The organism is Roseimicrobium gellanilyticum (assembly GCF_003315205.1).
In the GTDB taxonomy this organism is placed as follows: Bacteria; Verrucomicrobiota; Verrucomicrobiia; order Verrucomicrobiales; family Verrucomicrobiaceae; genus Roseimicrobium; species Roseimicrobium gellanilyticum.
In genome coordinates this window covers 647,827-662,183 of the sequence record NZ_QNRR01000001.1, presented here as the reverse complement: position 1 = coordinate 662,183, position 14,357 = coordinate 647,827, and the positions used below count along the sequence as shown (strand labels likewise).

Sequence of the window (14,357 nt, the reverse complement as noted above, 5' to 3'; positions counted from 1 at the left end):
ACTGCGGAAAGCGGTCACACGATTCCACGACACTCTCACGTCACTCTCCTTGGGCGCTCCAGACTCTGCCTCCACCTTGAAGTCGAACTTCACGACATGTGTACAGGATGAGAGAAGCAGGGCAGCGGCAATCGCCACCACCGGCCGTATGCCACGGGCGCAGTTCAGCAGGAGACAACAAGAATGCATCCATCACCTGTGAATGGTCGGCCTCAGGTGTTCAATACCAATACCATTCAACTACTGCACCTGAAGCAAATGACTTCCCAAGTCTCGCCTAGTTCGCATCCAGATCATCCACCACTTTCTTCACAGTTTTCTTTTTCTTGGTGATGGGGAACTCAGGATGCAACCCCGCCATGCGGGGCGTCTGCGCCCGCACTGGACCGCCATTGATGGCATGAGGATGTGCCGCAATCACCCGCTCCACTTCCTTCCAGTTCTCCAACACCTTCGCGGCCACGGCTGGGTCTTTCTTCTTCCAATAGCCTTCCATGAGGCGGATGTTCTCCATGGTGAGCGTTGTGTACGTGAGTCCCGCCTGCACAAACGCCACCCGCTTCTGATATACCTCATCGCCAGAGCTGGCAGCTGCCTTCGCCGCATCAAGCTTGGTCTGTGACGCATGCAGCAGCTCCGGCGTGTACAGCTTCGGAAACTCAAACACATCCGCCTCCAGATTCTCCGCTGTAAAAACCATGCGTGCCTTCTCGATTCCTTCGTAGTAAGCTCGCACCTGCGACGCCGCAGGACCGAATGCGCGACTATAATAGTCCTGCCAGAGAATCTCGGCATCCAGGGATGGATTCCACACCAACTGCCCCATCACATAGTACTGCGGTCCCATGGTGGCCCAGTGCTCCCACACGCCATCGATGAAGATGCCTTTGCAGCCTGCCGCTGCCACGGACTTGAGATCGCTCACAGTCTGTTGCAGCGAAAGGTCCGGCAGTCCCTGCTGCCAACCGGCAGGGCTCCCGGTGTTGGGCCGCCACAGGAGCTCGGAGGTGACCTTCGTCCAGGCATCCCACTGCTGACGATAGGTGTCGCCCCGTGTCGAGCCGCGATCCACCAGACCAGTCCTGCCCAGGAAATTCGCCACACTGGCGATGACTACGTTTTTCGCCGGTCGCGCCGCCATGGGTGCAGGCCGTGAGTGTCCATAGCTCAGCATCATCACCTGATAGCCCTTGCCAGGATACTTCTGCTCCAGCAGCCCTGCGAGTTTGTTCGCAAAGGTCACATCGCGATCCGACAACGCCGGGCGCTGAGCATTCTGCTTGTACCAGTTGAAAACCCGCGGCTCGCCATCGGGATGATCCCACGCCGAGCAGTCCTTGCACACACAGTGACCGCTGGACCAGCCGTCGTTCGGCGAGGCATTGAACAGAGTCTGGCCCGGGTCTTTCGCGAGTTCCTCCTCCACTTGCTTCAACCACAGCTCCCACACTTTCGGATTGGATGCACACAGCTTCACCGTGCGCGGATTCGGGAAGCCGCTTCGCGTGCCATCCGGCTGTAGCGCGAAAATTTCCGGATGCGTTTTGTGATAGCGATCCCACCAGTCGCCGAACCCATGCCCACCTTCCATGGGAAAGGAATCGAGCATGAGCCGCTGATGCAGCGTCCAGTCCTGCGAACGGCCATAGCCCACGTCCGTCTGATTCGAGTAATGAAACACGCCGGAGCGCCCCACGATGGTGGGATGATAGCGGTACTCCATCGGAGCGATTTTGATTTCCTCGCTCTTCACCACATCCTCACCCAATTCACCCGGCCAGAACCAGCGCACGCCCAGCTTGTCTTGCAGAAAGGTGTACACCGCATTCGCCGTGCCGGACTCCTGCTGCACAACAATGGTCTTGCGCTCGCGATTCTTCACGACCTTTCCTCCAGGAATCCAGCGATCGCGCCCTGCGATGACCACATGCCTGTCATTCGCAACAATCAGGATTTCCTCCGGGTGCTTGAATTCGAAATCCACCTTGGGGAACGCAGACTTCACCGCGGGTTGGTATCCCACCCAGATGGCGCGCGCTGGCATCTCTGCTGGAGCTCCTTCTACCACTTGAGGCCTCGCACCGGTCATCTTCTCGATGCACCGAGCCAGTTCCTCCGCTGCCTCCTTCGTTCGCGGTGGCGCATCCTTTGGCACCAGAATGGGAGCAGGCGTCACCCCCTTGGATGCCAGAACAAAATCAACGGCGTTCACACGACCGACACCAAGAACAGCCAATGAAACAGTGAGGAGAAGGATGCGATGCAGAAGGTTCATGCGCGAAGCCCGGTCGTCCGGGTGGGTGGAGAACGATGGGCACGGCACCGACTTTCACTGATGCGGACAAACAATAGGCATTTTTGTCGCATCACCTGTCTCAACCAAAGACAAACCACCCAAGCCCCCACAGGCCAGCACTCAACAGCAGCATGAGTCCAGTTCCCAATAGAATCTTTTTCCAGCCGCGTTGCGCAGCCCAATACAGGGTTCCCATAAAGATGAAAAGCAGATGACCTGGTAAGATGGGCATGCTGCCAAAAAACGTGCGGGAGAAAGGCTCGCCTCCAGAACCATCAAATGCCATGCCCCAGAGAAGCGCGCCGAGAAACCACGTTACAAACGTTACGAGAAAACCAATAAAGTATCGTGGCACAGGGCGCTCCCACACGCCGCCCCGATGACCTGCGTCCGATCGCTCCTCGATGTGATTCATATCTGGCGATTCACCTTTCATAGAAACGGACTCCACCTTTGGTCATCGCACGCTCAGTGAAACTGGACTGCGGCCCAGTGCTGCGGTTGACACCATCACCGCCGGTGGATACCCTGCAAGATGATTCCGCTGGAGTGTTCTCACGGCCTTGTGGAGAGGCAGGTTGCTGTCTTGGCATCGCTTTCTGTCGTTGGTGGGTAAGGCGGTTGCCGCAAAAGCAGAAGGAGACCAAAGTCTATGTGGCGGATAGCAGCGGACACCGGCGGCACATTTACCGATTGCCACGGTATCGCGCCAGATGGCCAAGAGCATCGCGTGAAGGTGCTTTCCACCGGATGCTTGCGCGCCACGATTCGCGAGGTCATCGCGCCCGGCACTCTGGTGCTGCAGGGAAAGTGGGACGTGCCGGCGGACTTCTTCCGCGGATTCGCGGTGCGTCCTGTTTCGCGCGCCGATGCAGACGCGCGAGTCCGAGGCTCACACGAGCGTGGGAGTGACACGCTGCTGCAACTCGACACGACTGACGTCTCCACCCCCAGCCTCTTCACTACAGAAGCCGCGGTGGAACTGACCACGGGTGAAGCCGCTCCCGTGCTTGGCGCAAGGCTCCTCACCCGCACCGCACCCGGTGCCGTCTTCCCTCTGGTACACTTTCGCCTCGCCACCACGCGTGCCACCAATGCCCTGCTGGAACGCAAGGGTTCCCGCGTGGCCTTCTTCATCACCGAGGGATTTGGCGATCTGCTTTTGATTGGCGACCAGCGCCGCCGTCATCTTTTCGCACTGAAGCACGAGCCGCGTGAGGTCCACTATGACACCTTGCACGAGGTATCAGAACGCCTGGATGCCACGGGAAGGGCCATCACCACCTTAGATGCTGAAGCCCTGCGCGCTGCCGCCAGGCAATGCGTGCAATCAGGCATCACCACCGCAGCCGTGAGTCTGTTGCACAGTGACGTGAATCCCACGCACGAGCAACAGGTGCGGGACATTCTTCTTGAGTCAGGCTTCACTCACGTCTCACTCAGCAGCGAGCTCGCACCTTTCATCCGCATCCTGCCGCGGGCCCAAAGCGCCGTGGCGAATGCCTACCTCACGGGACCCGTCTCGCAATTCATCACCGATGTCAGATCTCCCCTGCCACAAGGCGGATCGAGCACGCTGCTCATGATGACGAGTGCCGCGGGACTGGAGCCCGCCTCCAGCATCAAGCCGAAGGACCTGCTCTTGAGCGGACCTGCCGCTGGCGTGCTCGGTGCCCTGCATGCGGCGCAACGTCTCGGCTACCAGCGCATCATCACATTCGACATGGGTGGCACCAGCACAGATGTCGCACGGCTCGATGGGGCGGTGGGCTATCGCTTCACGCAAGCCGTGGGTGGCATCACGTTGCTAAGCCCCAGTGTGGCAATCGAAACGGTGGCCGCCGGAGGCGGCTCCATTTGCGCATGGACTCCGCAAGGCCTCGCTGTGGGTCCCAAAAGCGCGGGCTCCGACCCAGGTCCTGCCTGCTGTGGAAAGGGTGGGCCTCTCACGGTCACCGACGTGAACCTGCTGCTGGGACGCTTTGATCCTGCGCGGGCGCCCATTCCCCTGAGTCGCGAAGCTGCCGAATCACGCCTCACCGAACTGTTGCAAACGGTAAATGACGAGGCCCATCGCGGCCTCTCCCGCGAGGAACTGCTGAAGCAACTCCTCGCCCTCGCTACCGAACGCATGGCGGATGCCATCCGGAAAATCTCCGTGCTGGAAGGATACCGTCCGTCCGACTACGCACTCCTCGCCTTCGGCGGAGCAGGACCGCAACACGCGTGCGACGTCGCCGAGAATCTTGGCATCACCACCATCCTCGCACCGCATCATGCAGGCATCCTCAGTGCTGTTGGCCTTCAGGAAGCGCTGCCGGAAAGATTCGCGGAAAAGCAGGTGCTGCGTCTGCTCGATGACACTGCTGCCAATGTGCCCGCTCTCCTCCACGAATTGAAGACGAGCGCCGCAACTCAGCTCGCCTCCGTCACCGCACAGGCGCACTCGCAACAGGAACCATCGTTCCCGCACCCTGCCATTTTTCGGCAGCTCGCGGAACTGCGCGTGAAAGGTCAGGAAACACCACTGCAGATCGAGTTTGAAGATCCCGGCACACTGCACAGCGCATTTGCACAGCGTTATACCCATCTCTTCGGCTACACACCGCCTGCAGGGAAACCCGTGGAGTTGGTCAGTCTCCGTGTCATTGCACGAAGTGCCTGCGCAGATGAATGGACCAAACTCGAGCAAAAGACGCCCCCTGAAATCGACGGGCCGCAGCTTGTGCAAGATGCCTTCAGCACGCTGGTGATCAGCAGCGGCTGGCGCGGCACAGACCATCCTGGCACGGGTTGGATTCTCCGCAAGGCAACTGCCTCACCCAGCACTGACGAGAAAAGCATTCCGCCGGATCTCATGCGCCACCGTTTCACGAGCATCGTGGAAGACATGGGTGCCCTGCTGCGACGTACCGCACTCTCCACAAACATCCGTGAGCGCCTCGACTTCTCCTGCGCGTTGCTGGATGCCGATGGCCGTCTCGTCGTAAGTGCTCCGCACATTCCCGTGCATCTCGGTGCGCTCGGCGTGTGCGTGCGTGAGGTGCTGAAAGGCTGCGAGCTTCGCGAGGGAGATACCATCATTACAAATCATCCTGCCTTCGGCGGCTCGCACCTTCCTGATGTCACCCTCATCACGCCGGTGCATGATGACACGCACCGCCTGTTGGGCTTTGTGGCAAACCGCGCCCACCACGCAGAAATCGGAGGCAAATCTCCCGGCTCCATGCCTGCCAATGCCACCTCACTCGTGGAGGAAGGCGTGGTCATTCCTCCGATGATTCTGCGACGCAATGGCGTGGTGCATCTGGATGAGATGCGGGCACTCCTCACTCAAGCGCCGTATCCCACACGTGGCGTGGAAGATAATCTTGCGGATCTTCAGGCACAACTCGCTGCCAACCTGCTCGGCGCAGATCGTCTGCGTGAACTCGCGCAAGCAGCAGATACAACAGAATCCATGCAGTGGCTGCTCCGCGAATCCCGACAGCTCATGCGGCGCTTCCTCGATTCCATTCCCGAAGGAAACGCGGAGGAATCTCTCGATGACGGCCACCTCATCCGTGTCGCCTTGCGGAAGGAAGGCGAACGCTTGCAACTCGACTTCACCGGCACCTCCGCCCAGCATCCCGCGAATCTGAACGCCACACCCGCCATCCTGCGCAGCGCGGTGCTCTACGTCCTGCGACTCGCATTGCAGGAAGACCTGCCGCTTAATGAAGGCCTGCTGGAGGATGTGGATGTCATCCTCCCCGAAGGCTCCTTTCTGAGCCCCGTCTTCTCAGATGATCCGTCACACTGCCCCGCGGTAGTGGGCGGCAATACCGAAGTGAGCCAGCGCGTTGTCGACACCCTGCTCAAGGCACTGAAGCTCCAGGCCTGCAGCCAGGGCACGATGAACAACTTCCTCTTCGGCAACGCCCGTTTCGGCTACTACGAGACGCTCTGTGGCGGCACGGGAGCAGGCCCGGGATTCCACGGCAGTGATGCCGTGCATTCGCACATGACGAACACGGCCATCACGGATCCGGAGATCATCGAGCGGAGGTATCCCGTGCGCCTGCGGCAGTTCGCCATCCGCCGTTACTCCGGGGGCAGTGGGGTGTGGCATGGAGGGAATGGCATTCTGCGTGAAGTGGAGTTCCTGGAGCCGCTCACGATTTCGCTACTCACCCAGCATCGGAAAGTAGAGCCTTATGGTGTGGAAGGCGGCGGCACCGGCATGCGTGGCAAGCAGACACTGCTGCACGCAAATGGCAGCGAAGAGGTACTGCCTTCGAGCGTAACGCGCGACGTGAAGCCCGGAGAGCGTGTCCGCATTGAGACACCGGGTGGAGGCGCGTGGGGAAGTGCTGTTGTCTCAGGAGTTGCAGTCTGAGGAGCTGGGTGTGGCAGGCTGCATTGGACTCAACACAGAGACACAGAGGAACTTCTGAGACTGAGGCTCTCAAGTTGGGAATGCAGTCTACAAAGCGACGCAGCAGAAATGACTTCGAAGTTGCCTCATGAGTCGAAGCTCATTGTCAGTCTCCGAAGTTCCCTCTGCGTCTCTGCGTTGAACACCATGCACGCAACCCACGCACCCCGTGCGACACGGAGCAGTATCGCTGGACTATCTGGCCCATCTACGCCCAAAAAATAAAAGGCCCCTTTCGGAGCCTTCAACACTTTCAACGCACCACGATCCAAGGCTTCTGGAGAAGCCTTCTACGTTGGCACCTCACTTCGCCGGAGCCGCGTCGATCTCGACCTTCACGTCATCAAACAGAATTGGCGTATTTGAGAAGGTCGTTCCCCAGATGGAGCACTTGCCCTGGCCTTTCAGCGTGGTGTCTTCATGCGTGATAAGCGCTTCCTTTGGCTCTTCACCTGAGGCGGGCCAGGCTTTGGCGGAGATGGTCCACTTCTTCTCTTCCACCTTCTTCACCTCCAGCTTGAGCTTGAACCATTCATCACTCTTCCAGGTCAGCGGCACGACCTTGATCACTTCGTCACCCTTGGTGAGCTGCAGTTCCTTGCGAGCAGCAAAGGCGACAAGGCGGTAGCCGCTCTGGCCATGCACGCCCACAGCGAACTTCGGCACGCTGCGGCCCTGCTTGGTGCCGAAGACTTTCGCCTCAATGCTGGCACTCCCGGCGGCGGAGTCGCCGAGCAGGGCATTGGAGTCCGTGAGCTCGCCCACTTCCACCTGCAGGGCTTTGCCGCCGTCCTTGTTGGCCACCACGTTAAACTTGCCCTCCACCACGAAGACATCCTTCGGCGGCTCACCCTCCTTCCATGACTCGCAGTCAAAGACATACTTCTTGGGCTCGGCGGAAGCCGTGGCTGTGATGGCGAGTGCGGACAACAGGAGTGGAAGGAAACGTGCTTTCATGAATGATGGAAAATGATAATATGCCCTCAAGGGCATATACAATTTCTGCCCCGTGCTATACGTCCGTTCGCGGCCGGTTTTGGACAGAAAATCCAGATCCGGCAGACCGGGCTCGGCCCAGCCGTTCTCCTTAGATCGGCTCCTTCAGCAGGGTGAGCGCCTCTTCCACCTTCGCGCCTTCATGCACAATGGCCGAAAGGCTGCGTGCAATGGCGACCGGGGACTTGTGCTGCCACACATTGCGACCGATGGCGATGCCCACCGCGCCGGCCTTCATGGCGTCATGCACCATGGAGAGCAGGTCGAGGTCGCTGTTCATCGCTGCGCCGCCGAGCACAATCACTGGCACACCAAAAGCGTTCTCCACGATGCGCTTGAAGTCGTCCGAGGTACCATTCACCGGGTAGGCCGTCTTGATGACGTCCGCGCCGAGTTCCGCCGCGAGGCGCACGGCAAAGCCAATCTTCTCCACCGTGTAGTGCTCGCGCTGGCCGAGACCGACCGGGAGCGTCTCAAGAATCACGGGCAGATCCACGTCGAGGCTCTCACTGATGAGGTCCGCACAATTCTGGGTCACGGTCTCTTCGTTTTCCGCTCCGGGGTAGAGCATGTTCATCACCGCCGTGGCGCCCACCATTTCCGCCTCGCCGAGGCCGTACACATTGATGCTGCCTGCGCCGCGACCGGTGATGCGGGTATTGTACACGTCCGTGCGGAGGCAGATACCCTTGCCCGTGAGCAGGTCGCCGGTACGCAAAGCCAGGCCCAGATTCAGCACATAGCCGTCCACATAGGGGTTCACATCCTCGATGAGCTGGAAAGGGTTGCTCAGCTCTGGCACTGGAATGGCCACGCCATGGTCAATGGGAAGGATGACGGTCTTGCCGTCGCGGAAGAAGGTATCGAGATTTTCTTGGCGGCTCATGAGTCAGAATTCGGGGGCAGCAGACATGGTGGAGAATGCCCCCCATGTAAAGCGCAACGTGTTTCACCTAGGTATACGCATGAACAGGTCCTGCGGGGTGGATTTCCACACGCTGAGACACTTCGCGGCGGGAAATGGGCTCCGCCACACTGCTTGCGCATGGCGGCAAACAGGTGTACCTCCCTTACCCCCTTTTCCCGCTCCGCGCCGATGCCCATTTCCCTCACTCGTAATTTCTCCATCATCGCCCACATCGACCACGGGAAGACCACGCTCTCCGACCGGCTGCTGGAATCCACCAAGACCATCTCCGACCGCGAGAAGCAGGACCAGCTCCTGGACGCGATGGATCTGGAGCGTGAGCGTGGCATCACCATCAAGGCCCACCCGGTCACGATGAACTACAAGGCGAAGGACGGGAAGACCTACAAGCTCAACCTGCTGGACACTCCCGGCCACGTGGACTTCAGCTATGAAGTGAGCCGCTCCCTCGCCGCGTGTGAAGGCGCGCTGCTCCTTGTGGACGCATCCCAGGGCGTGGAAGCCCAGACCGTGGCGAACCTGAACCTGGCGATGCAGCAGAACCTGCACGTCATCCCGGTCATCAACAAGATCGACCTGCCCAGCGCGGACCTCGACAAGTGCAAGCGCCAGCTTGAGGACATCCTCCAGCTCCCTGCGGACGAAGCCGTGCCTGCCAGCGCGAAGATGGGCATCGGCATCACCGATATTCTGGAGGCCATCATCCGCCTCGTTCCCCCGCCGAAGGATCCGCATGACGGCTACCTGCGTGCGTCGGTGTTCGACTCCGTTTTCGACCCCTATCGCGGCGTGGTTTCCTACGTGCGCGTCATGGGCGGCACCATCGCCCGCGGATTGAAGATCCGCATGATGTCCACCGGCCTGGATTACGAAGTGAAGGAAGTCGGCGTCTTCAAGCCGAAGATGGTCGCCACGGAAAAGCTCCACCCCGGCGATGTGGGCTACCTGATCGCCAACGTGAAGTCCACTGCGGACGTGAAGATTGGTGACACCGTCACTGAGATGCGCCATCCCGCGCCGACGCCGCTGCCCGGCTTCAAGGAGATTCACCCGCTTGTGTTCAGCGGCATCTACCCCGTGAGCTCGGAGGACTTCGAGGCCCTGAAGATGGCCGTGGGTAAGCTGCAGATCAATGATGCCGCCTTCACCTTCATGGCGGAGAGCAGCGCCGCGCTGGGCTTTGGCTTCCGCTGCGGCTTCCTCGGCCTGCTGCACATGGAAATCGTGCAGGAGCGCCTGCGCCGCGAGTTCAACATGGACGTCATCTCGACGTACCCGAGCGTTATTTACGAAGTCACGAAGACGGACGGTGAAGAGATGCTGGTGGACAATCCCTGCTTCCTCCCGCCCACGCAGATGATTGCGGAAATCCGCGAGCCCATGGTGAAAATCTTCCTCATGGTGCCGAATGAATACATCGGCGACATGATGCAGCTCGTCATGGACAAGCGCGGCAGCGTGGATCACACCGAGACCCTGGATGACAATCGCGTGATGCTGCACTGCGTGCTTCCGCTGAATGAAATCCTCGTGGACTTCAACGACAAGCTCAAGAGCATCACCCGCGGCTATGGCAGCATGGACTACGAGCACGCTGGCTACCAGGCCAGCGACCTCGTGAAGATGGACATGCTCATCGCCGGCGAGCCCGTGGACGCCTTCGCGTGCATCGTGCACCGCAGCAAGGCCGAGTCCCGTGGCCGCGCCCTTGCGGGCAAGTTGAAGGAAGTAATTCCCCAGCAGCTCTTCGTCGTCGCCATCCAGGCTGCGATTGGTGGCAAGGTCATCGCGCGTGAAAGCATCAGCGCCCTGCGCAAGGACGTGACCGCCAAGTGCTACGGCGGTGACATCACCCGTAAGCGCAAGCTGCTTGAAAAGCAGAAGGAAGGCAAGAAGCGCATGAAGGCCGTGGGACGTGTGAACATCCCGCAGGAGGCGTTCATTGAGGTGCTGAAGACAGGAGGCTAGCGGGGGAAGATGGGGAGAAAGGGAGAGGTGGAGACACGGAGATGAGTCCGCAAAGCTGAAGTCGAACCTCAAAAGCGCATGGCAAACATTCGTTCGTTCCGGGATTTGATTGTTTGGCAGAAATCCATGGATGCTACCATGGAGGTATTCGAACTTTCCAAGAAATGGCCTCCAGAGGAGAGGTTTTCCCTGACCGACCAGATACGACGCTCGTCACGGTCTGTACCGGCGAACATTTCGGAAGCCTGGCGCAAGCGTCGCTACCCAGCAGCTTGGGTAAGCAAACTCAACGATGCCGAAGGTGAGTCCGCGGAAACCCAAACCCATCTGGAAATCGCCCGTCGCTGCACTTACATCACGGAAACCGACCGGGCACGGCTCGATTCCCTCTACGAAGAAATCCTCGCCATGCTGGTGACCATGATTGACCAGCCGGAAAAGTGGGCCATCCGTTGACCTCTCTTCCTTTCCTCTGACCTCCGCGTCTCCCCACCTCCGCGTCTTCCTCATGTTTCAGCCCCGCTACCTCAAGCAGGCCAAGCTCCTATACAAGGGAGTCACCCGTTTCCTCGACTACAAGCGGGACCTGCTCCCGCAGGCGAAGCTGGACGAGATCGAGACCCAGAGGGCTCAGTTGAAGGAGGCAATCAAGGAGAGGGATTCAAAGAAAATCGATATCCTCACCAAGGACATCAACAAGACCTGTGAAAAGGCGCTCCCGGAGATGCGCAACTCCGAGCTGGCGGAGAATATCGAGGTCTTCTTCGTCTCCATCGTCATTGCCTTGGGCATCCGCACGTACATTGCGCAGCCCTTCCAGATTCCCACCGGGTCGATGCAGCCCACGCTGAACGGGATCATCGCCGAATACAAGGAAGAGGACCCCAACCCCGGATTCCTCGGCAAGGCCGCCGGTTGGTTCTCTGGCACCACCTATCTCAACGTGGTATCTGACCATGATGGCGAGCTGGATCACAACGTCACCGTCACTGAGGAATCCTTCTTCATCTTCCGCCGCTACTGCAAGCTGCACTTCGCTGACGGGCACTCTATCAAGATCAACTGCCCCATGAGCCAGCTCGTGGGTGAGCTGCGCCTGGCAAGCCACATCGGTGCCTCCATGGACAGCGTGGGCAGTGACAATCCAGACCGGACGCAGGAATACATCCTGCGCGTAGCTCCTGGCACCCGCGTGCAAAAGGGCCAGCTGCTTGCCCGTGGCATCGTGCGCAACGGCGACCACGTCATCGTAAACAAATTCGCATACCACTTCCGCCGCCCAGAACGCGGTGAAGTATTCGTGTTCACCACGAAAAACATCCGCGGCATCGAGCAGGAATCCCGTTTCAACAGCAACTGGGGCTCCCAGCACTACATCAAGCGCCTCGCCGGCGTGCCGGGAGACACCATTGATGTCCGCCCGCCGGAGGTGCTCATCAATGGCCAGCCTGCGACCGAGCCTGGTATCCGCAGAGTCATTGACCAGAAGGAACCCGGTTACCGCGGCTACTCACGCAACGGCTTCGTGCCCCTGCCGATGGAGCTCCTGACTTACCCGAAGGATGAGTACATGGCCCTCGGGGACAACAGCTACAGCAGCAGTGACAGCCGGTTCTGGGGTGCAGTGCCACGACAGAACGTGGTGGGCCCAGGTTGGTTCTGCTACTGGCCGCTGACGAAGCACTGGGGACCAATTCGCTAGGCATCGCGCCTCACGAAAGCAGCCACTGTAGCGCGTTGGGCAGTTCGTCCTTCCATGGACTGAGCTCATGGCCGCCTTCAAAAACCCGGTAGAGCACGCGATGGTTCTGTGTCGCCAGCGCCTTTGCGAAACGTTCGCAGGCTGCGATCTGCGTCACTTCCTGGCGCAGACCTGTCGGCGGATGCGAGACACCAAATGCGGTTTCCCGGTCGCCCACACTCAGCCAGAACTTGGACTGCGCATGTGGCATTTGATGCAGGTGTTTCGCAAGCCACTCTTCTTTCCACCAGAAGGAACCTGATTGACTCAAGCACCGGGCAAACACCTGTGGATACTGCACCGCCGTAAACGCCGATGCGAGTCCACCGAGACTTGGCCCGGCGATGAGGTGGCCGCCCTTCGCCAGTTCAGGGAGTCTTCTTCGCGCCCACCCCACCACATCACGCGCAATGAATGCTGCATACTCGGGATTGCAGGTCAGATCCCGATGCCTCGCCGCACCATCCACGTGCGACACAAACACACATGCCATCGGCAGGATCATTTCCCCCTGTTGCAGGGACCCGATCATGCCGGGCGCGTTCATGTGATTCACATAGTACTCCCCATCGAGAAAGACTCCCAGGCGTGTGGCAGGAAGCTTCTCCGGCGCTGCCATAAGCCACACCTTCCTTGAGTACGCGCCCGAGGCATCGGAAATCAGGTGCTCCTGGGGCGTGTTCATGGACGCAGATGGTTTCTGCGGCGCGCTGCCACAGCGCACATGCAGCCATGATTGTATCACCGGATATCCGGACGAAAAACCGGAAACGTGATACGGCTTTCACCTCGGAAAATACTTTACTCACCCCTAAGGACAGTTGCTCTCGTTTGCGAAAAATCGAGTGCGCCCCCCTGCATCAGTAGTCAGGAGTCCTGCGCTTCCAATCGATGCCTGCAATGTGCATGCGGGTCTTGATGTTCCGGTCCCAGTTCGTGGTGAATCCATGCCTCTCAAGGACACGGCAAATCAGTTCCCCAATCACCACCCCCCTGGCATCATCTCCGGCAATGTCACCATAGGTGAGATACAGCGGCTCGCCTTTCACGACCCGCTCGAGATCCTGCCCGTGGTAGAAGCAGTAGCCCACCACTCCGGATTTTTCAGCACCTCGCTCGTGCCAGATTTCGCTCATGTCTTCCATGCCGTCGGACTGTGTGTATCCGGCATTCTGAAGAGCAATGAGTTGTTGTCCTTCCAACTCAGCGAAAACCTCATCAAGACGATCACAATCCGTCTTTTCCGGCCAGTCGATCTGCTGTTCGAGCTTTTTCGCAAACTCCCGATCGATACCCGCCCTCACCCAATCAGCATCGAGATCGCCTGGTTGAAAAACGTCCTCCAGTAGAGTTCGCTCGATGTCTTCGGACGAGTGAAAGCCTGCCCACACGTAGTGCACGATTTGTTGATTCGCATACGCTTGATCTGCCTGCAGCTTACTCATGCCTTCTTCGGTGATTCGGATTGCTCACGAACTCATACTTGAGCCCGTCTGGATCCGCAAAGAACGTCGCGTAGTATCCTTGCCCGTACTCCGGGCAATCGCACGGGGCATCCTCGATGGTGCAAAGCCCTTTCTCCTCCAACGGCACCAGCACGTCCGCATGGAAGCGATCCACGTCCGCACGGTCCAGCGCACAAAAGGCCAGATGATGGTGATGTCCCACGGCGCCGCGACGATGCGGCACCTCCGCGAGCTTGGGGTCCGCCGTCACGATGCTGATTTCATGCGGCGTATCCTGGTCCATCCTCCGCCAGTCCTCATACTCATAGCTCCCACCGTAACTGCTGCCTCCCAATTCATACCCAAGATGACGGAACATCGTTCCATAAAAGGGCGCTGACCGGGAGACGCTCGAAACGGTGATGACGAGATGGTGCAGGAGACCGCGATGCGTGGGCTGCATGCGCCTCTCTACTGGAAGCTCCCACCATCCGCAATCGGTCGCCGGCAGTCGCCGCGTTCTTAGGCAATGCTTTGCACCTTCACACTTGCACACCCTCCGGTCC

The 14,357-nt window shown here is 59.4% G+C and carries 11 protein-coding genes; 4 read left to right on the top strand and 7 right to left on the bottom strand.

What is annotated here, in order from left to right:
• Nucleotides 1-277: 277 nt before the first annotated feature.
• Together DES53_RS02555 and DES53_RS02550 are read right to left on the bottom strand one after the other, a co-directional pair.
• A complete protein-coding gene (locus DES53_RS02555) occupies nucleotides 278-2,275 on the bottom strand; it encodes a DUF4838 domain-containing protein (protein WP_113956633.1) in 1,998 nt (665 codons plus the stop codon).
• 100 nt (nucleotides 2,276-2,375) lie between these two features.
• Entirely contained in the window at nucleotides 2,376-2,711 is a 336-nt protein-coding gene (locus DES53_RS02550; RefSeq protein WP_113956632.1) for a hypothetical protein, read from the bottom strand.
• A gap of 237 nt (nucleotides 2,712-2,948) precedes the next feature.
• On the opposite strand from DES53_RS02550, the gene DES53_RS02545 reads away from it, so the two are divergent.
• Nucleotides 2,949-6,674, top strand: a complete 3,726-nt coding sequence (locus tag DES53_RS02545) for a hydantoinase B/oxoprolinase family protein (RefSeq protein ID WP_113956631.1) — start codon at nucleotides 2,949-2,951, stop codon at nucleotides 6,672-6,674.
• A gap of 342 nt (nucleotides 6,675-7,016) precedes the next feature.
• Here DES53_RS02545 and DES53_RS02540 read toward each other — a convergent pair whose 3' ends face one another.
• Nucleotides 7,017-7,670 carry a hypothetical protein gene (locus DES53_RS02540; protein WP_113956630.1) on the bottom strand — a complete coding sequence of 218 codons (654 nt, stop codon included), beginning with the start codon at nucleotides 7,668-7,670 and terminating at the stop codon, nucleotides 7,017-7,019.
• Between the two features lie 130 nt (nucleotides 7,671-7,800).
• Entirely contained in the window at nucleotides 7,801-8,595 is a 795-nt protein-coding gene (locus DES53_RS02535) for a class I fructose-bisphosphate aldolase (RefSeq protein ID WP_113956629.1), read from the bottom strand.
• A 210-nt stretch (nucleotides 8,596-8,805) separates the two neighbouring features.
• Between DES53_RS02535 and lepA the strand changes: the two genes are divergently transcribed.
• The 3 genes from lepA to lepB all read left to right on the top strand — a co-directional run bounded on the left by lepA (nucleotide 8,806) and on the right by lepB (nucleotide 12,307).
• Entirely contained in the window at nucleotides 8,806-10,605 is a 1,800-nt protein-coding gene (gene lepA, locus DES53_RS02530) for a translation elongation factor 4 (RefSeq protein WP_113956628.1), read from the top strand.
• A gap of 78 nt (nucleotides 10,606-10,683) precedes the next feature.
• Nucleotides 10,684-11,061, top strand: a complete 378-nt coding sequence (locus DES53_RS02525) for a four helix bundle protein (RefSeq protein WP_113956627.1) — start codon at nucleotides 10,684-10,686, stop codon at nucleotides 11,059-11,061.
• A gap of 52 nt (nucleotides 11,062-11,113) precedes the next feature.
• The gene (lepB, locus tag DES53_RS02520) at nucleotides 11,114-12,307 is read left to right on the top strand and encodes a signal peptidase I (RefSeq protein WP_113956626.1); all 1,194 of its coding nucleotides are present in this window, start codon (nucleotides 11,114-11,116) and stop codon (nucleotides 12,305-12,307) included.
• Nucleotides 12,308-12,317: 10 nt separating this feature from the next.
• Here lepB and DES53_RS02515 read toward each other — a convergent pair whose 3' ends face one another.
• From DES53_RS02515 to DES53_RS32730, 3 genes are all read right to left on the bottom strand, one after another.
• Nucleotides 12,318-13,031 carry an alpha/beta hydrolase gene (locus DES53_RS02515; protein ID WP_113956625.1) on the bottom strand — a complete coding sequence of 238 codons (714 nt, stop codon included), beginning with the start codon at nucleotides 13,029-13,031 and terminating at the stop codon, nucleotides 12,318-12,320.
• A 175-nt stretch (nucleotides 13,032-13,206) separates the two neighbouring features.
• Nucleotides 13,207-13,791: a DUF6891 domain-containing protein gene (locus tag DES53_RS02510; RefSeq protein WP_113956624.1), complete on the bottom strand. Its 585-nt coding sequence runs from the start codon at nucleotides 13,789-13,791 to the stop codon at nucleotides 13,207-13,209.
• A complete protein-coding gene (locus tag DES53_RS32730) occupies nucleotides 13,784-14,254 on the bottom strand; it encodes a VOC family protein (RefSeq protein ID WP_170156798.1) in 471 nt (156 codons plus the stop codon). Before DES53_RS32730 ends, DES53_RS02510 begins: the two co-directional genes overlap by 8 nt.
• Between the last annotated feature and the right edge of the window lie 103 nt (nucleotides 14,255-14,357).

Bases quoted from the DNA above. Each gene is read 5' to 3' on its own strand.
- DES53_RS02550 (WP_113956632.1), bottom strand. From the start codon at position 2,711: ATGAATCACATCGAGGAGCGATCGGACGCAGGTCATCGGGGCGGCGTG.
- lepB (WP_113956626.1), top strand. From the start codon at position 11,114: ATGTTTCAGCCCCGCTACCTCAAGCAGGCCAAGCTCCTATACAAGGGA.
- DES53_RS02540 (WP_113956630.1), bottom strand. From the start codon at position 7,670: ATGAAAGCACGTTTCCTTCCACTCCTGTTGTCCGCACTCGCCATCACA.
- DES53_RS02545 (WP_113956631.1), top strand. From the start codon at position 2,949: ATGTGGCGGATAGCAGCGGACACCGGCGGCACATTTACCGATTGCCAC.
- DES53_RS32730 (WP_170156798.1), bottom strand. From the start codon at position 14,254: ATGCAGCCCACGCATCGCGGTCTCCTGCACCATCTCGTCATCACCGTT.
- DES53_RS02515 (WP_113956625.1), bottom strand. From the start codon at position 13,031: ATGAACACGCCCCAGGAGCACCTGATTTCCGATGCCTCGGGCGCGTAC.
- DES53_RS02535 (WP_113956629.1), bottom strand. From the start codon at position 8,595: ATGAGCCGCCAAGAAAATCTCGATACCTTCTTCCGCGACGGCAAGACC.
- DES53_RS02555 (WP_113956633.1), bottom strand. From the start codon at position 2,275: ATGAACCTTCTGCATCGCATCCTTCTCCTCACTGTTTCATTGGCTGTT.
- DES53_RS02510 (WP_113956624.1), bottom strand. From the start codon at position 13,791: ATGAGTAAGCTGCAGGCAGATCAAGCGTATGCGAATCAACAAATCGTG.
- DES53_RS02525 (WP_113956627.1), top strand. From the start codon at position 10,684: ATGGCAAACATTCGTTCGTTCCGGGATTTGATTGTTTGGCAGAAATCC.
- lepA (WP_113956628.1), top strand. From the start codon at position 8,806: ATGCCCATTTCCCTCACTCGTAATTTCTCCATCATCGCCCACATCGAC.